The 24,521-nt window shown below is 45.7% G+C and carries 22 protein-coding genes and 1 other RNA gene; 22 read left to right on the top strand and 1 reads right to left on the bottom strand.

The features are described from left to right. Positions 1 to 38: 38 nt before the first annotated feature. The 22 genes from floA (at position 39) to rnpB (ending at position 22,875) form a co-directional block, all read left to right on the top strand. A complete protein-coding gene (gene floA / locus NSQ57_RS16440; RefSeq protein WP_029517799.1) occupies positions 39 to 1,040 on the top strand; it encodes a flotillin-like protein FloA in 1,002 nt (333 codons plus the stop codon). A gap of 44 nt (positions 1,041 to 1,084) precedes the next feature. Further along, positions 1,085 to 1,663: a hypothetical protein gene (locus tag NSQ57_RS16435; protein WP_069010261.1), complete on the top strand. Its 579-nt coding sequence runs from the start codon at positions 1,085 to 1,087 to the stop codon at positions 1,661 to 1,663. A gap of 421 nt (positions 1,664 to 2,084) precedes the next feature. Continuing rightward, positions 2,085 to 3,494 carry an amino acid permease gene (locus tag NSQ57_RS16430; RefSeq protein ID WP_165149027.1) on the top strand — a complete coding sequence of 470 codons (1,410 nt, stop codon included), beginning with the start codon at positions 2,085 to 2,087 and terminating at the stop codon, positions 3,492 to 3,494. 381 nt (positions 3,495 to 3,875) lie between these two features. Continuing rightward, positions 3,876 to 4,169 carry a sporulation protein YqfC gene (gene yqfC, locus NSQ57_RS16425; RefSeq protein WP_029517796.1) on the top strand — a complete coding sequence of 98 codons (294 nt, stop codon included), beginning with the start codon at positions 3,876 to 3,878 and terminating at the stop codon, positions 4,167 to 4,169. Beyond that, positions 4,166 to 5,359, top strand: a complete 1,194-nt coding sequence (gene yqfD, locus NSQ57_RS16420) for a sporulation protein YqfD (RefSeq protein ID WP_029517795.1) — start codon at positions 4,166 to 4,168, stop codon at positions 5,357 to 5,359. Before yqfC ends, yqfD begins: the two co-directional genes overlap by 4 nt. A 6-nt stretch (positions 5,360 to 5,365) precedes the next feature. Next, entirely contained in the window at positions 5,366 to 6,337 is a 972-nt protein-coding gene (locus tag NSQ57_RS16415; protein WP_029517794.1) for a PhoH family protein, read from the top strand. Between the two features lie 95 nt (positions 6,338 to 6,432). Further along, entirely contained in the window at positions 6,433 to 8,679 is a 2,247-nt protein-coding gene (locus NSQ57_RS16410; RefSeq protein ID WP_069010263.1) for an HDIG domain-containing metalloprotein, read from the top strand. A 55-nt stretch (positions 8,680 to 8,734) separates the two neighbouring features. Next, entirely contained in the window at positions 8,735 to 9,232 is a 498-nt protein-coding gene (gene ybeY / locus NSQ57_RS16405; protein WP_029517792.1) for an rRNA maturation RNase YbeY, read from the top strand. Further along, positions 9,232 to 9,606 (top strand): diacylglycerol kinase family protein, encoded by a 375-nt coding sequence (locus NSQ57_RS16400; RefSeq protein ID WP_025722122.1) that lies wholly within the window; start codon positions 9,232 to 9,234, stop codon positions 9,604 to 9,606. Before ybeY ends, NSQ57_RS16400 begins: the two co-directional genes overlap by 1 nt. A 49-nt stretch (positions 9,607 to 9,655) precedes the next feature. Then, the gene (gene era, locus NSQ57_RS16395; RefSeq protein ID WP_029517791.1) at positions 9,656 to 10,558 is read left to right on the top strand and encodes a GTPase Era; all 903 of its coding nucleotides are present in this window, start codon (positions 9,656 to 9,658) and stop codon (positions 10,556 to 10,558) included. Positions 10,559 to 11,065: 507 nt separating this feature from the next. Beyond that, positions 11,066 to 11,203 (top strand): YqzL family protein, encoded by a 138-nt coding sequence (locus tag NSQ57_RS16390; RefSeq protein ID WP_080658633.1) that lies wholly within the window; start codon positions 11,066 to 11,068, stop codon positions 11,201 to 11,203. Between the two features lie 42 nt (positions 11,204 to 11,245). Continuing rightward, positions 11,246 to 11,998 carry a DNA repair protein RecO gene (recO, locus tag NSQ57_RS16385; RefSeq protein WP_013311133.1) on the top strand — a complete coding sequence of 251 codons (753 nt, stop codon included), beginning with the start codon at positions 11,246 to 11,248 and terminating at the stop codon, positions 11,996 to 11,998. A gap of 403 nt (positions 11,999 to 12,401) precedes the next feature. Next, a complete protein-coding gene (gene glyQ / locus NSQ57_RS16380; RefSeq protein WP_023989480.1) occupies positions 12,402 to 13,289 on the top strand; it encodes a glycine--tRNA ligase subunit alpha in 888 nt (295 codons plus the stop codon). Next, complete coding sequence (gene glyS, locus NSQ57_RS16375; protein ID WP_342425031.1) at positions 13,282 to 15,357, top strand: glycine--tRNA ligase subunit beta; 2,076 nt, start codon at positions 13,282 to 13,284, stop codon at positions 15,355 to 15,357. The genes glyQ and glyS overlap by 8 nt, the downstream gene beginning before the upstream one ends. A 115-nt stretch (positions 15,358 to 15,472) precedes the next feature. Continuing rightward, positions 15,473 to 15,949: a YaiI/YqxD family protein gene (locus NSQ57_RS16370; RefSeq protein ID WP_029517787.1), complete on the top strand. Its 477-nt coding sequence runs from the start codon at positions 15,473 to 15,475 to the stop codon at positions 15,947 to 15,949. Then, a complete protein-coding gene (gene dnaG / locus NSQ57_RS16365) occupies positions 15,942 to 17,816 on the top strand; it encodes a DNA primase (RefSeq protein ID WP_029517786.1) in 1,875 nt (624 codons plus the stop codon). Before NSQ57_RS16370 ends, dnaG begins: the two co-directional genes overlap by 8 nt. 43 nt (positions 17,817 to 17,859) lie before the next feature. Continuing rightward, positions 17,860 to 18,993 (top strand): RNA polymerase sigma factor RpoD, encoded by a 1,134-nt coding sequence (rpoD, locus tag NSQ57_RS16360; RefSeq protein ID WP_007431230.1) that lies wholly within the window; start codon positions 17,860 to 17,862, stop codon positions 18,991 to 18,993. 87 nt (positions 18,994 to 19,080) lie between these two features. Beyond that, positions 19,081 to 19,920, top strand: a complete 840-nt coding sequence (locus tag NSQ57_RS16355) for a hypothetical protein (RefSeq protein WP_029517785.1) — start codon at positions 19,081 to 19,083, stop codon at positions 19,918 to 19,920. Beyond that, on the top strand, positions 19,917 to 20,678 hold the full coding sequence (locus NSQ57_RS16350) for a tRNA (adenine(22)-N(1))-methyltransferase TrmK (RefSeq protein WP_342425030.1): 762 nt from the start codon (positions 19,917 to 19,919) through the stop codon (positions 20,676 to 20,678). The genes NSQ57_RS16355 and NSQ57_RS16350 overlap by 4 nt, the downstream gene beginning before the upstream one ends. Beyond that, the gene (locus tag NSQ57_RS16345) at positions 20,654 to 21,769 is read left to right on the top strand and encodes a Nif3-like dinuclear metal center hexameric protein (RefSeq protein ID WP_342425029.1); all 1,116 of its coding nucleotides are present in this window, start codon (positions 20,654 to 20,656) and stop codon (positions 21,767 to 21,769) included. The genes NSQ57_RS16350 and NSQ57_RS16345 overlap by 25 nt, the downstream gene beginning before the upstream one ends. A 61-nt stretch (positions 21,770 to 21,830) precedes the next feature. Next, a complete protein-coding gene (locus NSQ57_RS16340) occupies positions 21,831 to 22,397 on the top strand; it encodes a flavin reductase family protein (RefSeq protein WP_342425028.1) in 567 nt (188 codons plus the stop codon). A gap of 79 nt (positions 22,398 to 22,476) precedes the next feature. Continuing rightward, positions 22,477 to 22,875, top strand: an RNA gene (rnpB, locus tag NSQ57_RS16335) — RNase P RNA component class A. 415 nt (positions 22,876 to 23,290) lie between these two features. Here rnpB and NSQ57_RS16330 read toward each other — a convergent pair. After that, on the bottom strand, positions 23,291 to 24,511 hold the full coding sequence (locus NSQ57_RS16330) for a PLP-dependent aminotransferase family protein (RefSeq protein WP_029517781.1): 1,221 nt from the start codon (positions 24,509 to 24,511) through the stop codon (positions 23,291 to 23,293). Between the last annotated feature and the right edge of the window lie 10 nt (positions 24,512 to 24,521).

Genomic DNA, 24,521 nt, shown 5'->3' with positions numbered 1-24,521 from the left:
CAAATAACAAAGAATTAGATTAATGGAGGATGATGCGAGTGTTCGAATCGGGTATTGTCAGCGTTTTGCTGATTGCCGTTGTAGTGATTATTGTATTGAGCGTATTTTTTAGTTTCTTCCCGGTGATGCTGTGGATTTCAGCATTGGCTTCGGGTGTGCGCATTGGCATCATTACGCTGGTAGCTATGCGTTTACGGCGCGTCACGCCAAGCCGAATTGTCAATCCACTCATTAAGGCAACCAAGGCGGGTCTGGGCTTGAACATCAACCAGCTGGAAAGCCACTTTCTCGCAGGAGGGAATGTAGACCGAGTGATCAATGCGTTGATTGCTGCGCAGCGTGCTAACATTCCGCTTGAGTTTGAACGTGCGGCAGCGATTGACCTTGCTGGACGGGATGTTCTGCAAGCGGTCCAAATGAGCGTTAATCCGCGTGTTATTGAGACACCTATTGTTGCTGCGGTCGCCAAGGATGGTATTGAAGTGAAGGTTAAAGCTCGTGTTACGGTGCGTGCCAACATTGATCGACTTGTTGGGGGTGCTGGAGAAGAAACGATTATTGCACGGGTCGGTGAAGGTATTGTTACGACCGTAGGTTCCAGTAACTCGCATAAGGACGTGCTGGAGAACCCGGATTCAATTTCAAGAACCGTATTGTCCAAAGGTTTGGATGCCGGGACAGCATTTGAAATCCTGTCCATTGATATTGCGGACGTTGATGTAGGTAAAAATATCGGTGCTTTTCTGCAAACAGAGCAGGCGGAAGCCGACAAACGTATTGCGCAGGCAAAAGCGGAAGAGCGGCGTGCGATGGCTGTAGCGCAGGAGCAGGAAATGAAGGCGCGTGTTGTAGAAATGAGAGCACGCGTGGTGGAATCCGAATCCGAAGTACCGCTGGCAATGGCTGAAGCGCTACGCGGCGGGAAGCTTGGTGTCATGGACTATATGAATTTGAAAAATATTGAGGCGGATACGCAAATGCGTGGCTCCTTAGGCAAACCGAATGAGAACTCGGGGAATGACAACAAGAACCGGGATTAATAACGGGACATAGCCGATGAATTACGGCAGCTAGGTGGTGAGTAATGAACTTTATCAGCTGGATCTTTGAACATTTGTATATCCTGATCGTGATTGGCTTTGCTTTGGTGTCTTTTTTGGGGAAAAGCATCCAAGGTACAGGGCGGAAATCACCGCCGCGAAAAGGTATGCCTACCTTTGGTGGTGATCATGGTTCTCGTGGACCCTCGACGTCATCCAGACCCTTCACAATGGAACATGGGCAAGAGCAACGTCAGCAGGATATTGCTGGAGAGTTGCAACGTCAATTTCCTAATGAACGACGGACGGTTATGGAAGCTCGTCGCATAGAAGAAATGGGCGATCGGTCGGAAACCGAAGAACGGATGGACCGGGATTTATTAGATAATGGTTCGACTCTAGAGGATCGGATCCGTGCTATGGAAGAAGAACGAAAAATGGTTTTAGCCCGTCTCGATCGTATATCCAATGCGAGGGAGTCAGGGGAAATTACAGATGCGCCAGAGATAGCTTCGCAAGACCGTAATACGGTGGATACGGCTGATCTGCGCAGAGGTGTGATTTGGGCAGAAATATTAGGTCCTCCACGTTCCAAGCGCTACATGGGTGGAGGAAGACGTTAAAATGATAGTGGATCCGTCACGGCTTTGGCTGTGGCGGATCTTTTTTTGTGATGCTTTAGGAATACATAACCATGCTCGGAATAAAAAGTGAATTAACGACAAATGCTCTAATTACCTGACAACGAATGTGATAATCCCTTGTGTGCTCTAGCTTTCTCACATTTGTTGTCATCTAAAATGGTGGCATTTTGTCTAATTTAGCGCCTCATTTATGAAAATATATTCCTGAAAAATGATCAAATGTAACAATATGAATGGAGCTTTCCGAAAGCAGTTTTCATTTTTTCTTTTTTATATATAATGTTCTCAATGATAGATACTTATGAAATTAACTCCAATTTTACCTAAAATTTTATTTATATCGAGGTGATACAACAAGGTTATAAAAATGGAAAAATTAATTTTTAGGAGGATGGGATCGATGGGAAATAGCTTGTTTAGAAAGAAAAGCATTGATCAGTTGATTGCCGCTACGCGAGGGGAAAAAGCACTCAAAAGGGAGCTGGGTGCGTTTGATTTAACGATGCTTGGAATTGGAGCCATTATCGGAACGGGAATTTTTGTGTTGACAGGTACAGGAGCAGTTACGGCTGGTCCAGGCTTGGTTCTTTCTTTTGTGATTGCGGGACTCGCGTGTTTATTCGCAGCATTGGCTTATGCGGAGTTTGCATCCACCGTTCCAGTATCCGGTTCTGTTTACACCTTTACATATGCTACGATGGGGGAGCTATTGGCCTTTATTATTGGATGGGATTTAATTTTGGAATACATGCTGGCAGCCAGCGCCGTTTCCGCAGGTTGGTCGGGTTACTTTGTATCATTTTTGAACGGAATTGGCCTTCACATTCCGCTTGAATTCACTGCCGCACCGGGGGCTTTGAAAGACCAAACTACTTATTTTAATCTCCCAGCTTTTTTAATTTTGATGGGTATCACGTTCTTGCTTTATTTAGGGATAAAAGAATCAAAACGGATAAACAACATCATGGTAATCATAAAAATTGTTGTTATTTTATTATTTATCATTGTTGCTTTTAGATATGTGAAGCCAGATAATTGGACACCGTTTATGCCGTTTGGGTTCAGTGGGGTGTTTGGAGCCGCAGCTCTTGTGTTTTTTTCTTTTATTGGTTTTGATGCTGTTTCATCAGCGGCTGAAGAAACTAAAAATCCCACTACTAATTTACCGCGAGGCATTATTTTCTCTCTCATTATTTGTACGTTTTTGTATGTCATTGTTAGCGCGATTATGACTGGTATAGTACCGTTTATGCAATTTGAAGGTATCTCTCACCCCGTGTCATTGGTATTGCAGGTTGCAGGCCAGAACTGGGTTGCAGGTATTGTAGATATAGGAGCCATCTTAGGGATGACAACGGTCATGCTGGTAATGCTCTATGGTCAAACTCGTATTATGTTTGCTATGTCACGTGACGGCTTAGTCCCCAAAGTATTATCCAAGGTTCATTCCAAATACAAAACGCCCTACATTAACACGTTGTTTTTCGGCACTTTATCTGCATTAATGGGTGGACTGATTCCGCTGGATGAGTTAGCAAGTTTGGTGAACATTGGAACCTTGTCAGCATTTATTCTGATTTCGGTCGCCGTTATCGTTATGAGAAAAACACAACCTGACTTGCCAAGGGCCTTCCGATGTCCTGGAGTTCCGTATATCCCGATCCTGGCTATCGTTTCATGTGGGGTGCTCATTCTTAATTTGAATGGCCAGACATTTATTCGCTTTATTATTTGGCTTGTCATTGGTATGGCTGTTTACTTCTTATACTCTAGAAAAAACTCTCTTTTAAATCGAGATAGCGAAAAATAACCGTGTCATTTAATGAAATTCAAAAGAAGACAACCTTTGTTTTCAATATGAAAATGAGGTTGTCTTTTTTGTTGTGAATTTTGAAAGGACACATCTTTTTCCTCTGCAATATAGTAGCTACTACGAATTGTAAGTTTAGCCTCATAAATGCCGCGACTGGATCATAAAATGTACAGTACAGATATCTGTGGCGCTGGTGTAATGGTGTTCACTGATAATAAGAATATAAGATGGAAAGCCAGCAGCGTAGCTGCCTTGAAACATCTATGGGTACCGGATGGCAATAACAGAAGATGAAAAAATAGCAGCGTGCTGTCATCAAAACAACTCTAAGCCGTTGGATAACAAATATTTTGATGACAGGAAGGGAGATTTCGCCGTATGAGCAGGATGAGCCGCAAACTGCGAAAGTGGGCCAGCGAGACGCTGGAGCTTCCGCAGGACATTCTATTTGACCTGCCGCGGTTAACCCTCATCGGCAGCCGTCAGCTTTATGTGGAGAATCACCGGGGCGTGGTGGATTTCACGCCGGATCAGCTCGTACTTGCACTTGCGCAAGGCAGGCTGAGGGTGTCCGGCCATGATCTAGTCATTACGTCTATTCTGCCAGAGCAGGTAAGTGTGGAGGGACATATAACGGATATCCAAATGGAAGGAACGGAGGAAGGCTCGTGAAACATCCTGCTTTAGCAAAGCTGCGTGGTACGGTTACCCTTGCTATCAAGGGCGAAAGTGTGGAAGCTTTCATTAATTTACTCACCGATCACCATATACCTGTGTGGAACGTGCGGCCGATGGGTACTAGACATGCAGAAATGAACCTTCTGCTGCCGCACGTCTTCCTCCTACGCCCGCTTTTGAGAAGGACAGGCTGTAAAATGCATGTTCTGAAGCGGCAAGGGCTTCCCTTTACTGCTGTACGACTTGCCAAACGTAAATTTTTCCTGGCTGGATTGGCTTTGTTCTGGATAGGTCTTCTGCTGATGTCTTCGCTTATCTGGGACATTGAAGTAAAGGGGAATGATAAGCTATCGACGGAATCTGTTCTCAAAGCCGCTCGACAGGAGGGCCTGTATCCATTTCAATGGAGCTTTCGTCTATCCAGTCAAGACAAGCTTTCACGTGCGCTCATGCAGAAGCTTCCAGAGGCATCCTGGATCGGTGTGGAAAAGCAGGGTACTTTGGTGACGATTCAGGTTGTTGAAGCTTCACAGCCTACCCCTGCGCCGCTCTACAGCCCTCGTCATATCATTAGTAAGGCAGATGCGGTAGTTACTGAAATTTTTGCCGAGCAGGGTCGTCCTGTCGTGCATAAAAATACGCGTGTCAAAAAAGGAGCCATCCTCATCTCTGGAACGCTTGGAGATGAGGAGAACCAACAGCAGGTCGTAGCCAAAGGAGAGGTTAAGGGTCTTGTATGGCATGAATACGAAATTAGCAGTCCCACGGTGCAACGCAGCAGCACGTATACAGGTATCAGTCATGACCGCTTGTATCTGGTCCTAGGCAACCGTGCGATACAATTGTGGGGATATGGGAAAATACCTTATTCTACACATAAAACAACAGTTGAACATGATCCGCTAACATGGCGTTCCTACAAACTTCCGATGGGTTGGATGACCGAAAGTGTGAGGGAGACAAAGATACAGGAGCAGAAGCTTACGGAAGCAGAAGCGAAAATGTCAGGTTTAGAAGGCGCGCGAGCTGATATTTTAGCTAAATACGGCAAAGGAACGAAAATAATGAGCCAAAAAATTTTGCATGAGAAGAGAGAGAATGGTAAAGTTTATATGAAAGTGCTTTTTGAAGTGGAGCAGGATATTGCGGAAGAACTTCCGTTAGTTCATAACCAAGGAGAATGAGGCTATTTGGCAGAACAACAACGCAGCATACAAATTGCATTGAACAATGCGGGAGAAGGACAGGCGTTATTTGGCCCGCAGGATTCCTTTTTGAAATTAATCGAAGCAGCTATTCCCGCAAAAATAGCATCTCGTGAGGCAGAAGTTAATGTTTTTGGTAATGCTCACGAGGTGGAAGTGCTCGAACAATTGTTCGACGTATTACTCCAGTTAATTCGCAATGGGTATATACTGACCGAAAGGGATGTCCATTATGCGATTGAACTGGCAAAAGATTTGCGCGCTGATCAGCTGCTCGATTTGTTCAAGGGTGAAATTACGACGACGTTCCGGGGTAAACCGATTCGCGTCAAAACGATTGGACAAAAGCACTATGTAACCACGATTAAGAAACGCGATATTGTATTTGGAATTGGCCCGGCGGGTACTGGTAAAACCTATCTGGCTGTAGTGCTGGCCGTAGCTGCCCTGAAGGAAGGTTCAGTCAAGCGCATTGTACTGACTCGTCCTGCGGTGGAAGCAGGTGAAAATTTAGGTTTTTTACCAGGGGATTTACAGGAAAAAGTTGATCCGTATTTACGCCCATTGTATGATGCCCTATACGATGTGATGGGCCCAGAGCAGACTGCAAAGGCACTGGAGCGCGGATTAATAGAAATTGCACCTTTGGCTTATATGCGGGGACGTACGCTGGATGACTCTTTTATTATTTTGGACGAAGCGCAAAACACTACACCCGAGCAAATGAAAATGTTTTTGACTCGACTTGGCTTTGGCTCCAAAATGGTCATTACCGGCGATGTTACGCAAATTGATTTGCCTCGTGGCAAAAAATCCGGTCTGATTGAAGCGAATGCGATTTTACAAGGGATTGAGGAAATAGGCTTTGTCCAGTTTGCAGAAGAGGATGTTGTCCGTCATTCCCTGGTACAGAAAATTATTGTTGCTTATGACCGAGTTGCCGAAAATCAAGGATAGTCATTCAATCACGAGTATGCCGTGTACGACCAGAAAAAGTATAAAATGAGCAGTGTAGCTGCCTTGAAAAAGATGATGGAGAGGGATTGTTTTAGATGACCTCGAAGGAATTATCTAAAGGGAAAACGTTCCAGCATAGAATGAATGGATGGAAGTATAGCGTGGCGACACGCTATCTTCTGTTTTTATTTTTGGTGGTTCTTTTTTATGTAGGCTTTGCGTCCAAGCTGCTTCCCGAGCGTTATGATATTCGGGTAAATCAACCGAGTGAAAAGGAAATTGTCGCCCCGATGCAGCTTCCTAACAGTAAGGCGACTTTGAAGGCTCAAGAGGAATCAGCTGAACGTGTGCAGCCCATGTATACCATTGTGCCAGTTCGCAACGATAACCTGATTACTGGTATTTTGGATCGAATTGAACGGCTCAATCAGGATGATCAGGTTTCCAGAGCAGATAAGATTTCGATTTATAAGGATGAGATTCCGCAACGTGCACGGGAATTTGTGCAAAATTTTGTGAATAACAGCCGTAATGCGGATGCCTACCCAGATAAGCTGCTGGATGAAGTGCTGGAAAAAACGAAAGAGCAAACGTACCGAATTCCAGAGGAGACATTCATTAAAATTCCGCGCCTTACATCTGAGGATATTGCTGAAATGCGGCCTGTTGCCCGTGAGATTGTGACAGGGTTGATGAATGATCAAATTACGGATGCTCAGACAGCCCGAGCGAAAGTAGCTGAGCGGGTTAGTACAAGCTCGCTTACCAAGCGTACTTCACGGGAGGTTGTTCAGGAGCTTGCAAGGCTTGTGATTACCGCCAACAAGTTTTATGATGATACAGCAACGAAGGACGCCAAGGTACAGGCTCGTGAAGATACACCGACAGTTTACATTAAACAGGGTGAAGTACTCGTCAAGAAGGGTGAGATTATTACCCAGGAAATCTATACACTGCTTGATGAAAATGAATTGCTCAAGGATAAAATCAATTATTGGCCACAATTTGGCCTACTGATGTTGTCTATGATGCTGGCATTGGGCCTGTTTATGTATATTCGTCAATTCCAATCACGAACACGAAACTTCAAGTATAATAATGCGCAGTTGCTCATGCTAGTATTAATCTTTGTGATAACAGTTGGAGCAATGATGTTAATTTCCATACTGCAGAACAATGAACGTTCCTATCTCGGCTATCTGGCGCCTATCGCGCTTGGAGCTATGCTTGTAACGCTGTTGCTTGATATGTCGTTGGCTTTCGTATGTGCCGTTATATTCAGTATATTGGCAAGTGTTATTTTGAATGTCCGTCAGGGACAAATTTTCGACTTTAATTTTGGATTTTTTGCTATTGTGGTCTGTCTGGCAGCGATTTTCTCTACTCATCGAGCCAGCCAGCGTTCAACACTGTTCAAAGGGGCGATTATGGTATGCCTGTTCGGTGCCCTGTCTGTTTTTTCTCTGGCACTGATTGACCAAGGGAATTGGACTCAAACGACGACGCTCTATGGGGTAGCTTTTGCTTTTGCAGGCGGTCTGATAACAGCAATACTTGTTATTGGGCTAATGCCATTTTTTGAGTCTACCTTTGGTATCTTGTCGGCACTGAAGCTTGTTGAGCTGTCAAATCCCAATCATCCATTGCTCCGCAAGCTGCTTACGGAGACACCGGGAACGTATCATCATAGTGTAATGGTGGGTAATCTGTCAGAGGCCGCAGCGGAGGCTATAGGGGCAAACGGCTTGTTGTGCCGGGTTGGTTCGTATTATCATGATATTGGTAAAACCAAGAGGCCTTCGTACTTCATTGAAAATCAAAATGGGTTGGAAAATCCACATGATACAATAGAGCCCAAGCTGAGCAAATCCATCATTATCGCCCATGCTCGTGACGGCGTGGAAATGCAATTGGATTACAAGCTGCCCAAGCCCATTCGCGATATTGCCGAGCAGCACCACGGAACGACATTCTTACACTATTTTTATCACAAGGCGTTGCGCGAAGCTGAAGAGCGGGGGGTGGAGCCTGACTTCACGGAGGATGATTTCCGTTATCCGGGACCGAAGGCTCAGTCTAAAGAGTCTGCTGTGGTGGGAATTGCTGATAGCGTGGAGGCAGCAGTTCGTTCCTTACGGAAGCCGACAGTGGAACAGGTTGAATCCATGATTGAGAAAATTATTAAGAGCCGTCTTGATGATCACCAATTTAACGACTGCGAGCTGACCATGCGGGAGCTTGATATCGTGGCTCAAACCCTCAAGGAAACAGTAATGGGGATTTTCCATTCCCGTATTGAGTATCCGGAGGAAAGGCCCAAGTCTGAAAACGGAAAAGCTTAATATAACTTGTGCATGAAGTACGGTTAGAGCACTAGAATTAAAAGGAGCGGTTGGCATGGGCCTTCAATTAGCTTGGAATAATGAACAAAACGATATGGTAATTAACGAATCCTTGATTACGCTGCTGAACACCTTATTAGAGGAGGCAGGCAAAGTGGAAGGAGTCACTGACGGTGAGGTAGCCCTTACCTTCGTTAATGATGAGCAAATTCATGAGTTGAACAGGGACTATCGGGGAATTGATCGTCCCACCGATGTGTTGTCTTTTGCTATGAAGGAAACACTGGATGAAGAGCTTGAAATTATTTACGAACCGAATGATGAAAATTCATTGAATGATGTACCTGATGTTTTGGGGGATATTATAATCTCTGTACAAACAGCGCAAGCTCAGAGTGAAGAATACGGACATTCGATTGAGCGTGAAATCGGTTTTTTGTTTGTTCACGGCTTTCTTCATCTGTTAGGCTATGATCATCAGGATGATGTGAGTGAAGCTGAAATGATGGGCAAACAGGAAGCTGTACTGGCTCAAGCGGGGTTGACAAGGTAATGAGACGTCAGCCTTGGAGAATGACTTTTCGCTATGCGGCAGAAGGCGTGATGTACGCTCTGCGTACGCAAGTAAATATGCGGATACATGTGGCCGTGGCGCTCCTTGTCATTGTAGCAGGCTTAACTCTGCACATCTCCCGGCTCGACTGGTTATTCGTCTGCGTGGCTATCGCTATAGTCATTGTAGCCGAACTGTTCAACACCGCTGTTGAAGCAGCGGTGGATCTCATCTCACCTGATATTCATCCGCTGGCCAAAGCGGCTAAAGACACCGCCGCCGGAGCCGTGCTCCTGGCAGCGGTTTTTGCTGTAATTATTGGTATATTTGTGTTTTATAGGCCTATGTTGACGTTAATTAGTTCGCTGTTTTAATGGAAAAACCAAAATAAAATAGGTGCTTAATCGCGCTGGAGGAAATGAAATGGCTAAGAAACACTTTAAATCAGGCTTTGTCGCAATTGTTGGCAGACCTAATGTCGGAAAATCAACACTGATGAACCACGTCATTGGGCAGAAGATCGCCATTATGTCAGACAAGCCACAAACTACACGCAACAAAATTCACGGCGTATTTACTACAGAGGACACGCAAATTGTATTTTTGGATACACCCGGGATTCATAAGCGTCAGTCAAAATTAGGCGATTACATGAATCAGACTGCTTTTAATACGTTGGGTGAAGTAGAAGCGGTACTTTTTCTTATTGACGCTGCTGAAGGTCTAGGCGGTGGCGACCGTTTTATTGCGGAACAGCTTAAACAAGTAAAAACGCCAGTTATTTTGGTGCTGAATAAAATTGATCGTATTGAGCCAGAAGCATTGTTACCCCTGATTGAGCAGTATCGCAAGTTGTACGACTTTGCAGAAATCGTACCCATCTCGGCCAAAATGGGCAACAATGTAAACACCCTGCTGGAGCAGGTGCAAAAATACTTACCAGAAGGTCCGCAATATTATCCGGATGATCAAATTACCGATCATCCAGAACAGTTTGTCATTGCCGAGCTGGTGCGTGAAAAAATTCTGCATATGACACGTGAGGAAGTACCCCATTCTATTGCGGTTATGATTGAAGACATGAAAGTGCAGGATAATGGTGTAGTGCATATTATGGCTGTTATTTTTGTAGAACGTGACTCCCAGAAGGGGATTATTATCGGCAAACAGGGAGCCATGCTCAAAGAAGTGGGCAAACAGGCACGCCAGGATATCCAAAACCTGTTAGGCTCCAAGATTTTCCTGGAACTTTGGGTTAAGGTCAAAAAAGACTGGCGCAACCAGGAACGCGTCCTTCGTGACCTTGGCTTTCATCGCGACGCTTAAAAACAGAACTCGATTCTACGTCACTTTAGTTCAAGGGTTTATTGAGGTTAAAAATTGATATTATATAAATATGTATAGTTGTAGTAAGCATCATAAAAAAGCCGTCCCGATCTCTTGGCTGAGATAGTAATAGTCTCCTGATCATTTAAAGCGCCGCGTATGTGCGGCGCTTAACTTCTTGCTCTTTTTATCCTTTTCTTCCAGCGATGAAATAGGTGTGCTTTAAAAAAGGCCTTGTATGCACGATGTGCGGAGCGAAGGATTTGAATCTGAAGAAGCGATAGCGTTCGCCTTTACCCCCGAATTTAACCCTTTGTATGTTTTACATTCAAATAAATTCGGGGGTAACAGCGATCGTAAGATCAAATCATTTGCGAAGCGTATTCCATTCTACATACAGCAGCCTTTTTTAACGCAATCCATTTATTTCATCGCATACTTCCCTTCTCTTCGCATCATCCTAATTTTGAGATGCAAACGTCATTTCCGAAGAGAGGATGAATACGATTGCGAGATTTTTCGTGGAAGTATTTTGCGATGACTGGAGATGTCGGTGCGTATCTGTTATACCGGGAGAGCGCCATGACAAGGGAGCAAGATACGGATGAAGGAGAGTCGGACGAGCATGAAGAAGCCCGTGAATAGTACAAGCCACTGGCTTCTTCGCGAATGTTTGGGGGAAGAGGCATGCTTTACAGGGTGGAAGGAATCGTCATCCGCAGCATGGATTACGGTGAGGGGAACAAAATTATTACGCTTTGCACCGAAAGCGGAGGCAAAGCAGGCGTGCTGGTCAGAGGTGCAAAAAAGTCCAAAAGCCGTCACGCTGCTTTAACGCAGCCGTTTACGTACGGTGAATTCGTTTTTTTTCGAAACACAGGCTTAGGCACGTTGAATGCCGGTGAAATCATCCAATCCCACCATACATTACGCGAGGATATTACTAAGGCTGCTTACGCTTCCTATGCTTGTGAATTACTCGATCGGGTGTTACAGGATGAGGAAACAGGTGCGTTCTGGTTTAAGCAGCTAAAAGCATGTTTGGAGGCGCTGGAGAGTGGCAAAGATCCGCTGATCGTCATGAGTATTTATGAATTTAAAATATTGCAGGCGGCCGGATATGCTCCTCAGCTTGATGCATGTATTTCAAGTGGTCAACAATGTGCTGATGAAGATATGTTTGTCAGTCCGAGACTAGGCGGAGTTTTGTGTCGGAGCTACAAGCATTTTGATCCAGCGGCATTGAGCGTGACTCCACGTACATTGAAGTTGCTGCGCTTGTTCGCCAGAATGGATTTGAATCGGCTCGGCAACATTGACGTGAAGGACTCCACCAAGCTGGAGATCAAACATGTCATGCGTCAGTTCATGGATATGCAGTTGGAGGTCAAGCTGAAATCCCGCAATTTCTTGGATCAGCTCGACAAATACGATATGTGAAACGCCCTATTCTCTTGACTGTATTGCTGAAACCGTGTAATATCCTACTATATATCTCCTTCGGGAGCAGATGCATTGAACGAGAAAGTAGCGGGATGTATTCTCTGTAATTAGCGAGTTGGGGACGGTGTAAGCCCAGCGGGAATTCTTCGTGAACAAGGCACTCGGGAGCGTCTGAATGGACACGGAAAAGAGGATTACGATCTGATTGGTGATATAGGATCGCAATCAAGTAGGGTGGAACCGCGGGAGTCAGCTCTCGTCCCTACGTCTGTACAGGCGTAGAGGCGGGGGCTTTTTGCTGTCTCTAGCAAGGCTTTTGGGATAAAATAGCCCTGTACATACGAGCTTAATGAGAAGAAATCACCAACATTTGAGAGAAGTGGAAAGGGAGCGTGTACCAATGAATTTTCAGCAGATGATTTTAACGCTGCAACAATTTTGGGCTGAACACAACTGTATTATTGTACAGCCGTATGACACGGAAAAAGGGGCAGGCACGATGAACCCAATGACGTATTTACGTTCGATCGGACCTGAGCCGTGGAATGTAGCTTATGTTGAGCCTTCTCGTCGTCCGTCAGACGGACGTTATGGTGAGAACCCGAATCGCCTGTATCAGCATCATCAGTTCCAAGTCGTTTTGAAGCCTTCACCGGATAACATTCAGGAATTGTATTTGGAGAGTTTGAGCCGTTTGGGCATTAACCCTCTGGAGCATGATATTCGTTTCGTTGAAGACAACTGGGAAGCACCGACGTTGGGAGCGTGGGGCTTAGGTTGGGAAGTATGGCTGGACGGTATGGAAATTACCCAATTCACCTATTTCCAGCAAGTGGGCGGTATTGATGCCAGTCCGGTTGCGGTAGAAATCACGTATGGTATGGAACGTCTTGCTTCCTACATCCAGGACAAGGAGAATGTGTTCGATTTGGAGTGGGTCAATGGAATCACGTACGGTGATGTCTTCCACCAGCCTGAATTTGAGCATTCCAAGTATACGTTCGAAGTATCTGACGTCAAAATGCTCTTTACTCTTTTCAATATGTACGAAGAAGAGGCAAATAAAGCGATGGCGCAGCATCTTGTATTTCCAGCCTATGATTATGTGCTGAAATGTTCTCATGCGTTCAACTTGCTGGACGCTCGCGGAGCGATCAGTGTGACGGAACGGACTGGGTTTATTATACGAGTGCGCAATTTGGCGCGTCAGGTGGCTGCGACCTATCTGGAGGAGCGCGAGAAGCTGGGCTTCCCGCTGTTGAAGAAAGGAGGTGCGGCAAATGTCTAAGGATTTATTGTTTGAGATCGGATTGGAAGAAGTCCCTGCACGTTTTATCCCGAATGCAATTCAGCAGTTGAAGCAGCGTATGACGGCGTGGCTTGACAGCTCGCGTATTGCTTATGGTGCTGTAGAGGCTTATGCTACACCTCGCCGTTTGGCGGTACTTGTCAAGGAAGTAGCGGAGAAGCAAGAAGATATTAACGAAGAAGTTAAAGGTCCTTCCCGCAAAATCGCACTCGACGAAGCTGGTAACTGGAGCAAGGCTGCACTAGGCTTTGCTCGTAGCCAAGGTGTTGATCCTGAACAGTTCACGTTCAAGGAGCTTGGAGGCGTCGAATATATTTACGCAACTAAGAGCAGCATAGGTGTACCAACAGCGGAAGTGCTGTCCGAAGGTTTATTGCACATTTTACATGCGATGACATTCCCTAAATTCATGCGCTGGGCAAGTTATGACTTTAAATTTGTTCGTCCGATCCGCTGGTTGATTGCCTTGTTTGGTAACGATATTGTTAATTTGGAGATTGCCGGCGTACAGTCAGGAAATGTGACAAGAGGGCATCGTTTCCTGGGACAGGATGCCGTTGTAGAAAGTCCAGCTGACTATGTTGAAGTACTTCGCAAGCAGCATGTCATTGTGGACATTGAGGAACGTCAAACGCTTATTGTAAAGCAGATTGAAGCGTTGGCAGCCGAAAAAGATTGGACGATTGCGGTCAAGGATGATTTGCTGGAAGAAGTGCTGTATTTGGTGGAAACCCCAACAGTACTGTTCGGAGGTTTTGATCCTGCGTTCCTGAACATTCCGAAGGATGTACTCATTACTTCCATGCGTGAACATCAACGCTATTTCCCAGTGCTGGATCGCACAGGAGAGCTACTGCCATATTTTGTTACGGTACGTAACGGAGGAAGTCAATCGCTGGAAGTCATTGCTAAAGGGAATGAAAAAGTATTGCGTGCGCGGCTGTCTGATGCCAAATTCTTTTATGAAGAAGATCAGAAGCTGGAAATTAAGGATGCACTCTCCAAACTGGAAAGTATCGTTTTCCACGAAGAGCTGGGAACGGTTGGAGACAAAGTACGCCGGATTCGCCGCATTGCTGATGCTCTGGCAGAGAAGCTTCGCGTTTCTCCAGATACACAGGAATCGGTTAGTCGAGCAGCGGATATTTGTAAATTTGACCTGGTAACACAAATGGTATATGAGTTCCCGGAACTGCAAGGTGTAATGGGTGAGGATTATGCTCGTAAGGCTGGAGAGAAGGAAGAAGTGGCCAGAGCGGTGTTTGAGCATTACCAGCCGCGTTATGCAGGAGAAACGGTTCCTTCAACGAACGCTGGAGCGATTGTAAGTATCGCAGACAAGATAGATACTATTACAGGCTGCTTCTCCATCGGTATTATTCCAACAGGTTCACAGGACCCTTACGCGCTTCGTCGCCAGGCAGCAGGTATTGTGCAGATTTTGTTGGATCGTAAGCTTTCAGCTACGTTGTCTGATGTGTTCAATATCGCGCTCGATGTGCACGGCAACCTTGGAAATATGAAACGTTCCGCGGATGAAATACGTAAAGAATTACATGAGTTTTTTGGATTACGCGTGAAGAAACTATTGTCTGAGACACTTCGTTATGACGTTGTGGATGCTGTGCTTGCAGCTGGATATGACGATGTTGCTTCCGTTGTTAACCGCGGAGCTGCGTTAATGACTGCCATACAAACAGGTGAGGTATTCAAAGCAACAGTTGAGTCCTTTAATCGTGTAGGTAATCTGGCTGCTAAAGCAGTGCATAAGTCAGTTAATACGGGTGAGTTTACGGAACAAGGCGAAAAAACGCTTTACGAAGCATGGTATAGCGCTTATGAATCTTACAGCGTAGCTTTACAGGAAGGTGATGCGACACGTGCGTTAGCGCTAGCTTCATCCATTACCCCTGCGGTAACGGCGTTCTTTGATTCCGTTATGGTTATGGCTGAGGATGACGCTGTTCGTAATAATCGTTTGGCATTGCTGGCTGTTATTGACTCAGAACTGAAGCGTTTTGCCGATTTTTCCAAGCTTGTAGTTTAAACGTCAGTTGTGGTAGTATGAATAACTTGAAAAAATGGGTATAAATATACGGAACGGTGTAAGAGTAATCTTGCAGCCGTTCCGTATTTTACTCGAATGCGGATGGGGGATGCTTATGGGGGGAACCGGAACTTTACTGGGTGTGAGGATCGTTGTTGACGGGGACGCTTGTCCTGTTAAAAGTGAAATTGCGGAGATAGCTTCCCGTTTTCATATTGAGGTTATTATGGTATCTTCATATGATCATCTCATTCAGGGCAGCAAAGGTGTAAGCGTCGTTAAAGTAGACCGAAGCGACCAAAGTGCCGATCTCTATATTGCCAATCATATCCGCCGCGGAGATATTGTAACCACCAATGATTATGGTCTTGCTGCACTTGCCTTGGCAAAAGGTTGTGAAGTGATGTCTTTTCGCGGAGCTATGTATCGAAACGATTCGATAGATTTCATGCTTGACCGACGTCATACTTCTGCCAAAGAACGGAAAAAAGGACGTTATGGAAAAGGTCCTAAACCGTTTTCATTAGAGGATCGTGAAGTTTTTCAACATAAACTGACAAAACTTTTACTTCGCTTGCAGGAGAATGAGTAACGGTATCGAATTATATTTACGTGCTAAAGAGATGAAGGTGGTTAATATGAGTGCCGGACAAGGTAACATACCGGACGATATCATTGAGTCAGTTTTACAACATCATGATATTGTAGATACGGTAAGCAAGTACGTGCATTTGACCAAGCAGGGGAAATATATGAAAGGCCTCTGTCCTTTTCATTCCGAAAAAACCCCTTCATTCACCGTGACACCGGATCGTCAGATTTTTTACTGCTACGGCTGCGGCGCGGGAGGCAATGCCATCAAGTTTATGATGGAAATCGAAGGACTATCCTTTCCCGAAGCTGTCAGGACAATGGCAGAAGAAAGTCATATCCCGCTCGGCGAATGGCAGGGACGTGATTCATCGCATCAGCATCCTGAGTTGGACAGGCTGTTGCAAGCGTATGAGTTAACTTCTAAGATGTACCATTTTTTGCTTAAAAATACGGAGCACGGCAAACCAGCTATGGAATACTTGCGCTCACGAGGATTCAGTGACAAGATCATTGATCAATTTCAAATTGGCTATGCACCCAACCGATGGGATACGATCGTTCAGTTTCTGGATAAGCGTTCTTTTGATCCCGTGGAGATGGAAAAGGGAGGGCTTATTTCTCCCCGGCATGAGGGTGATGGATATGTGGATCGATTCAGAGATCGTATCATGTTTCCCATTTGGAATCGCAACGGAAAAGTTATTGCCTTTGCAGGCCGTATACTTGGTGAGGGACAGCCGAAGTATTTGAATTCACCGGAGACCAAGCTATTCAATAAGAGCCGAACGCTGTACAATCTCCATCATGCTAAAACCTCAATTCGCAAGCTTCGCCAAAGTGTTCTTTTTGAAGGCTACGGTGATGTCATCTCGGCATGGGAAGCTGGCGTACAAAATGGGGTGGCCGCCATGGGCACTGCTCTAACAGAGCACCATGCTACGATGTTAAAAGGACTGTGCGACGAGGTCATTATTTGTTATGATGGTGACCGGGCAGGACAAGCTGCTGCGCTTAAAAATTTTCCGCTGTTGGAAAATGCGGGGCTTCACGTGAAAGTAGCGCTGGTCAGTGACGGTATGGACCCGGATGATTTTATCCGGCAATACGGCGGCGAACGATTCCAGCGCCAAATTATCGAAAGTGCTGTTTCAACGGTGAAATTTAAGCTTATATATCTGAAAAAAAACCATATACTGCAAGAGGAAGAAGGAAGAATCGCGTATTCCCGCGAAGCATTAAATGTCATTGCACCTCTGTCATCCCCGACCGAGCGGGAAGTGTATCTGCGCGAAGTGTCAGCCGAAGTCAAGGTGGATTTTGAAACCTTGAAGCAAGAATGCAATTTACTGCGTCAATCCCTGCAAAAAAAACAGAACTTTGGGGATAATAACGAAAATGGGTGGAATAATGGTAGGCATAAAAAAGGGCAGGTCTCCACACCTAATCTGTTGCCGGCTTACCATGTGGCTGAACGCAGACTGCTTCACTGGATGATGCAGGATTTAGAAGCTGCAGAGTATGTAGAAAAGCATCTGGGCGACGCCTTTAATATTGAGGATCATGCAGCAATTGCTGCTTATCTATATGCCTATTACGCGCAAGGGAAGTTACCGGATACAAGCCGTTTTATTTCATCTTTGCAAGACGACCGACTGGAGAAGAACGTAAGTTCGATCATGATGATGGATGCTCCAGGCGTATGGGCACCGCACATTTTGGATGATTATATTCATCAAGTGCGAAAATTTCCATTGCAGGAGCAACTGGATTTGAAGAGGGAAGAAATGAGAGCCGCTGAGCGCTTAGGTGACTTTCTGCGCGCAGCACAAATTGCAAGTGAGATTATAGCCCTAGAGAGACAATGAACACACAGAGGTCGGATGTTTCTAGGGAGGAGGGAGTCGAAAGATGGCGAATGATCAGCATACTGAACTGGAGACGGAACTAACACTGGATCAGGTTAAAGATCAACTGATTGAGTTGGGTAAAAAAAGTTCTTCTCTGAACTACAAAGATATCATGGAAAAACTATCGCCGTTTGATCAGGACCCCGAGCAAATGGATGAGTTTTATGAGCAGCTGGGTGACTTGGGGATTGAGGTTGTGAATGACAACGACGAAGAAGTTACCAGATTGCGTCAAAATGACGACCCGGAAAACAATGATGGGGATGATTTTAATTTCGATGACGATCTGAGCCTGCCTCCCGGTATTAAAATTAATGACCCAGTCCGGATGTACTTGAAAGAAATCGGTCGTGTACCGTTGCTTTCTGCTGATGATGAGGTGGAGCTTGCCAAACGGATCAATAACGGCGATGAAGAAGCTAAGCGCCGGTTGGCAGAAGCGAACTTGCGTCTGGTTGTAAGTATTGCCAAACGTTATGTTGGTCGCGGAATGCTTTTCCTGGATCTGATTCAGGAAGGTAATATGGGTTTGATTAAGGCAGTAGAAAAATTTGATTACGAAAAAGGCTTTAAATTCAGTACGTATGCAACCTGGTGGATTCGTCAGGCCATTACGCGCGCAATAGCCGATCAGGCGAGAACGATTCGTATTCCGGTGCATATGGTGGAAACGATCAACAAGCTGATTCGCGTATCGCGTCAACTGTTGCAAGAGCTGGGGCGCGAACCTACGCCGGAGGAAGTGGCTGCCGAGATGGAGCTGAGCGTGGAAAAAGTACGGGAAATTATGAAAATTGCCCAAGAACCGGTTTCATTGGAAACACCAATTGGTGAAGAGGATGACTCACATCTGGGGGATTTCATTGAGGATCAAGAAGCGTTGGCGCCTGCAGATGCGGCTGCCTATGAACTTCTGAAGGAACAGCTCGAGGATGTACTGGATACGTTAACCGAACGGGAAGAGAATGTTTTGCGTCTCCGCTTTGGTTTGGACGACGGAAGAACCAGAACCCTTGAAGAAGTGGGTAAAGTGTTCGGTGTTACACGTGAACGTATTCGTCAGATTGAGGCCAAAGCGCTACGTAAGTTGCGCCATCCAAGCCGCAGTAAGCGACTGAAGGATTTCCTCGAATAGAAGCGTTACATTGCGGACCTTCTGCGGCTTGAAGCGCGCAGGAGGTCTTTTTTTATCTCATGGCAGCCTTGGTGGAGGGGAAGAAGCTTGGACCAGGAGAAAAAGCGGGCAATACTGTTACATGAAATTGAGCATTGGCGGCGAAGTCGGCTGCTCCCTGAGCAATATTGCGATTTTTTGTCTAACCTGTATCGGGAGGACGAAGATCCGTCGCAGAGCCAGAACCGTAACAACACCGGGCTGCTTACATATCTTAGACACGGGCATGGGATCGCCTGGCTTCTTGGTTTTGTCATTATTTCCTGCATTTGTTTGATCGGTTTTTATTTTACCGCTTTTCCGTTGGCAATGCAAATATTCTCGGCGAGTGCAGTTACTACGATTTGCTATGGAGTGGCCGCATTTTGGCGGTCTTCTGAAAAGAGTATGAGCGCGATGTTGAGCACTTTAGGCAGTGCGATTATGTTGGGTTCGGGTGTATGGATCATTCAGCTCCATCAAGGTGAAGCTAAGGTTTGGTTTCTTTTGCTCGTAGGCCTATGCGGTGTGGTATGGTGTCTTGTGGGATTAACTTTGCGCAACAGCTTACTTCATTACTGTGGCATTGCTGGGCTACTTTTAGTGTACGCGATCCTTATAGGCCGCTTCTGGCCTACAGCAACTTTAGTGATGCTTGAGGCATTTTGGATTTTGCACGCAGTATTGTTGATCTGGTTAAGCTGGTGGGTACATCGCCGCTTTCCGCGTCTCGCTTTGGTTTATTTCGCTATAGGCATGACACTAGCATTCATGGCTGAAGCAGACACGATTATCCTGCGCCATCAAGCGGCGGGAGATGTGGTGTTTTACAGCCTACTGAAGTTGGCATTTGTTGTTGGAATTTTATTTTGGACTCGAAAAAAATGGATTACGTGGGTGACGTTATGAAACTTTCTCAACGATTACAATATATTATGGAACAAATTCCTGCCGGGAGCAGACTTGCGGATATTGGCTCGGATCATGGACTACTCCCCGTGGCCGCAGTGCGTAGTGGCAGAGTACCGCAAGCTGTGGCGGGTGAAGTCAATGATGGACCGTTGCGTGCGGCTCAAAAGCAGGTGGCCGAAGCAGGTCTCACGGATCGCATTGCGGTTAGAAAGGGAGATGGCTTGGCTGTAATTAAGGTCGATGAAGTTGATGTTATTACGATAGCCGGGATGGGTGGTGCCTTGATCGCTACCATTTTAGAGCAAGGGAAAGACAAGCTTGTTTCAGTGAAACAACTTGTTCTACAACCTAACGTAGGAGAGGATATCTTACGCCGTTGGCTCATCGAACATCAATGGATACTAACAAGTGAACATATTATGGAAGAAGACGGGAAAATATATGAGATTCTGACGGCAGTACCTGATTCGGTAAGCCCACTGAAACAGGATGCGCTGTATCAACCATGGAAAATTCCCGATAGTTCGCTGGTACTGACACCGGATTTGTTGATGCAACTCGGACCACTATTGGTCAAAGCACCGACTGAAATCTTTTTTTATAAATGGAAATTGGAGATTCGCAAGCTTGAGGATGTGCTGGCACAAGTGGCACGATCAGATCAGGAATCCGCACAGCATAAGCGGGAGCAATTGCGCAAGCAAATTGAACAGCTAGAGGAGGTACTTGCATGTTTGCCAAAGGACAGACAGTAATTAGCTATATGGAGCAGCTGGCTCCGAAATACTTGGCAGTTCCGGACGATAGAATTGGGCTTCAGCTGGGTAGTCTGCAAAAGGAAATCAAAAGCATATTAGTAGCTCTGGATGTTAATGATGAGGTTGTCGAAGAGGCAATCCGCATAAAAGCTGACCTCATTATTGCGCATCATGCAATTATATTCCGCCCACTTAAAGCTTTGAACACAGATCAGCCTGCGGGTAGATTGTATGAAAAACTGATCAAGAATGATATTGCTGTCTACATCAGTCATACGAATCTGGATACAGCTGAGGACGGCATGAATGACTGGATGGCTGAAGCACTGGGTATTCAAAGTGAAGGTACGCTGGAGGATGTTCACACCGAGCAATTATTCAAGCTTGTTGTTTTCGTACCAAAAACACATCATCAACGGGTACTGGATGCCATACTGGGGGCGGGAGCTGGACATATCGGCAACTACAGCCATTGCAGCTTTAACATTGACGGCTATGGAACTTTTGTGCCGGGTGAAGGCACACAGCCGTTTTTGGGTGAGCAGGGTAAAATGGAACGTAGTGAAGAGGTTCGTATTGAGACCATTATACCGCAGGGTGTACGCAATAAAGTTGTTCAAGCGATGCTAAAGGCTCATCCTTATGAAGAGGTGGCTTATGACCTGTACCATATGGATTTGCAAGGTCGTAGCTTTGGTTTGGGACGGGTCGGCAAGCTCAAGGAAACCTGCACGTTACGGGAGTTTGTCGATGTTGTGAAAAACGGTCTCAAGGTCGAGCATGTACGTGTGGTGGGCGACTTAGACCGTATGATCAAAAAGGCAGCCGTGCTTGGGGGCTCAGGCAGCCGCTATGTGAATAAGTCGCTTTTCAAAGGCGCTGATGTATTGGTCACAGGGGATATTGACTACCATACGGCTCACGATGCCCTGATGGCGGGGATTGCTATTATTGACCCTGGACATAATGCTGAAAAGATTATGAAGCCTAAAACCGCAGAATGGATGCGCAAACGCTTGACAGAAGGTCGTTATTCAACGGAAGTACATGTATCTCAGGTAGAAACCGAGCCTTTTCAATTTTTGTAAAATATCAACATCTATGAGAAAATAAAGACGTTCTATTATTTTTTTCGTAGGGAGAGGTTCTATGCGGACGCTGATAGCTGATTCTGCAATTCATGCCTATCCAGGCATGGTCGCTGTTGTTACTTCCCGCTATGAGGAGGAAAATAATGTAATGGCCTCAGGCTGGCATACCTATATCGGATCATCACCGGGCATGTATGGCATTTCACTGAGGAAGGAAACATATTCTCACGGACTGATCGAGAAAAGCGGAGGCTTTGGTATTCAGTTTCTGCCTGCGCACAGATCGGAATGGATTCAGGCTGTAGGTACCTTTAGTGGTAAAGATGTAGATAAGTTTCAGCAGTTTGGCATTGCATATGAGGATGGAATTTCAGTCAATGTGCCTATATTGCTGGAGGCTTATCTTGCTTATGAGTGTAAAGTCGTGGATATTCATACCTATGGAGATCATGATTGGATCGTCGGTGAAATACAGCAGACCTACCGAGATGATGAACTGTTCCTAGATGAGGACGTTCCTGATTTTAGTAAGCTTTCTATCCCGCTATACGTGGGAAGGTCTGCTTATTATGTGGCGGATGATTCATTGCAGAGAAAGGTACATCCGTTTTATTTGGGCAAGTAAACAGAGATCTATACGTTTTACAATATTTTCAGGGTTGTATCATGCGCGCGTTCCCTGTATACTATGTAATGTTGTTCGGAAAGTTTGACAGACAATCGCTGGTGGCGTAAGCCGCGAGAGGAAAGTCCGGGCTCCATAGGGCAGGATGCTGGATAACGTCCAGTCAGCGCGAGTTGAAGGATAGTGCCACAGAAATGGACCGCCGATGGCCGCTTGCGGCACAGGCAAGGATGGAACCGAGGTGTAAGAGACCCCGAGGAACGCTGGTGACTTCGTTCCTGGTAAACCCCATCTGGAGCAAGACCTAATGGGACACAGCTTCTTCGCGAAGCAGCCTTAGCCCGAGGCGTGTCTAGGTTGGTCGCTGGAGCTGGATAGCAATGTTCGGCCTAGATAGATGATTGTCGCTTGTAGTGGGAGGGTAGTTCCCGTCTGTACCACGAATAGCACAGAACCCGGCTTACGGAAAACTTTCCCCACTGCAACACCTTAAAAAGTATGAATTTAACTTTTGTAAATGACCTGTTTGCATGAAAGCCTTTAATCCAAATGTATTTATTGAATTAAAAAGGGTGTGTCATATTCCTGCGGGAATGATGGCACACCCTTTTTAACATACCGTACTTACGCAGATATAGTGCATTCTTAGAATGAAGCCCCCAGCATAATTACTGTGGGCTTTCATCCTAATTTTTACTTCTCTACCGTAAAACCGTTCGAGAATGAGGCACGTAGTCAGCGTAGCAAACGCATTTGAATCTACAGAGGCGAGGCGTACATCTTTGTCCCAGATTCCAACATGCTATTCAAATTCCAAACGAATCAGAGGGAACAGCGATCGTAAAATCAAATGATTCGTGAAGCGGCCTCACGTACGTGTCCTGCCAACTCCATCATCGCACGCTGTTTACAACACTTTCCTCTGTGTACATCTTCAGTGCCCGATCCAATCGGTCAACTGCTTTTGGAAGCAAGGAAGGATCCGTATGCGTGAAGTTGATTCGCATATGGTTGCTGCCACTTAGGTCAGCATAGAAGACTTGTCCAGGCACAAATGCCACTCCTTCCTGAATTGCGAGTTGCAGCAACCGATCAGAACGGAATCCCTCGGGTAAAGTAACCCACATAAACATACCGCCAAGTGCATCATTCCAGGTGATTCCTTCCCATTGGCGTTCTTTCATCAGCGACGTGAGACGTAGCATACGAGTATGGTACTCAGCAGACACAGTACGAATATGTCCGTCCAAGTCAAAAAAGTCCAATAACTCATTCAAAGCACGTTGATCAATACTGCTGGAGTGCAGATCGGCAGATTGTTTGGCATTGGCGACTTTAACGACAATCGCTTGATTAGCTACCAGCCAACCAGATCGAACACCAGGAGCGACGGTTTTGGAGAATGTAGAAGTGTACATCACATGACCGTCTCCACCTAGCTGTTGATCGATTGAGAAAAGGGATGGAAAGTTAAGGTTTTCGTCAAATTTAAGACGTCCGTAAGGATCATCTTCAAAAATCAAAGTGCCGTATTTACGGCATATTTCAACAACGCCTGTTCTTCGTTCCATACTCCAAACACTTCCTGCCGGGTTGGAGAAGGTTGGGATGACATACACGAATTTAGGCTGATGTTTTTTGATCTTGGCTTCAAGATCTTCTAATCGCATACCGTTAGAGTCTGTATCTACACTTACAATGTTGGCACCATAGGAATTAAATACCTGAAGAGCTGCCAAATAAGTAGGGGACTCCACCAATACAGTATCCTGCGGATCGAGCAATACACGCGAAACCAGATCAATGGTCTGCTGTGAGCCCGTCGTCATGATGATGTTATCTCTGGTGACGGAGATGCCTTGGGATGACATGATTGCTGCAAGACGTTCCCGTAGAGGAATGTAGCCCTCGGTTAGGCCGTATTGAAGAGCGGTAGTACCGCCGAGGCGAAATACCTGCTCATAGGCTTTAGCAACAGCTTCGATGGGGAAAAAGGCATCGGCAGGAAGGCCGCCTGCCAGAGATAACACATCTGTTCCCTGTGTCAGCTTTAAAATGTCCCTTACCATGGACGAGCCCTGAGTACGAGCCATACCCGAAAATTTGTGTTCCAATCCAATCATC

The sequence above is a fragment of the Paenibacillus sp. FSL L8-0502 genome, assembly GCF_038593055.1.
GTDB classification, from domain to species: domain Bacteria; phylum Bacillota; class Bacilli; order Paenibacillales; family Paenibacillaceae; genus Paenibacillus; species Paenibacillus polymyxa_D.
This window is presented reverse-complemented; position numbering and strand designations above follow the sequence as displayed.

Coding starts and splice junctions, on each gene's coding strand:
- yqfC (WP_029517796.1), top strand. CDS start 3,876: ATGAGCAGGATGAGCCGCAAACTGCGAAAGTGGGCCAGCGAGACGCTG.
- NSQ57_RS16350 (WP_342425030.1), top strand. CDS start 19,917: ATGAAACTTTCTCAACGATTACAATATATTATGGAACAAATTCCTGCC.
- NSQ57_RS16410 (WP_069010263.1), top strand. CDS start 6,433: ATGACCTCGAAGGAATTATCTAAAGGGAAAACGTTCCAGCATAGAATG.
- NSQ57_RS16345 (WP_342425029.1), top strand. CDS start 20,654: ATGTTTGCCAAAGGACAGACAGTAATTAGCTATATGGAGCAGCTGGCT.
- dnaG (WP_029517786.1), top strand. CDS start 15,942: ATGAGTAACGGTATCGAATTATATTTACGTGCTAAAGAGATGAAGGTG.
- rpoD (WP_007431230.1), top strand. CDS start 17,860: ATGGCGAATGATCAGCATACTGAACTGGAGACGGAACTAACACTGGAT.
- NSQ57_RS16370 (WP_029517787.1), top strand. CDS start 15,473: ATGGGGGGAACCGGAACTTTACTGGGTGTGAGGATCGTTGTTGACGGG.
- NSQ57_RS16400 (WP_025722122.1), top strand. CDS start 9,232: ATGAGACGTCAGCCTTGGAGAATGACTTTTCGCTATGCGGCAGAAGGC.
- NSQ57_RS16340 (WP_342425028.1), top strand. CDS start 21,831: ATGCGGACGCTGATAGCTGATTCTGCAATTCATGCCTATCCAGGCATG.
- NSQ57_RS16435 (WP_069010261.1), top strand. CDS start 1,085: ATGAACTTTATCAGCTGGATCTTTGAACATTTGTATATCCTGATCGTG.
- NSQ57_RS16430 (WP_165149027.1), top strand. CDS start 2,085: ATGGGAAATAGCTTGTTTAGAAAGAAAAGCATTGATCAGTTGATTGCC.
- recO (WP_013311133.1), top strand. CDS start 11,246: ATGCTTTACAGGGTGGAAGGAATCGTCATCCGCAGCATGGATTACGGT.
- era (WP_029517791.1), top strand. CDS start 9,656: ATGGCTAAGAAACACTTTAAATCAGGCTTTGTCGCAATTGTTGGCAGA.
- glyQ (WP_023989480.1), top strand. CDS start 12,402: ATGAATTTTCAGCAGATGATTTTAACGCTGCAACAATTTTGGGCTGAA.
- ybeY (WP_029517792.1), top strand. CDS start 8,735: ATGGGCCTTCAATTAGCTTGGAATAATGAACAAAACGATATGGTAATT.
- glyS (WP_342425031.1), top strand. CDS start 13,282: ATGTCTAAGGATTTATTGTTTGAGATCGGATTGGAAGAAGTCCCTGCA.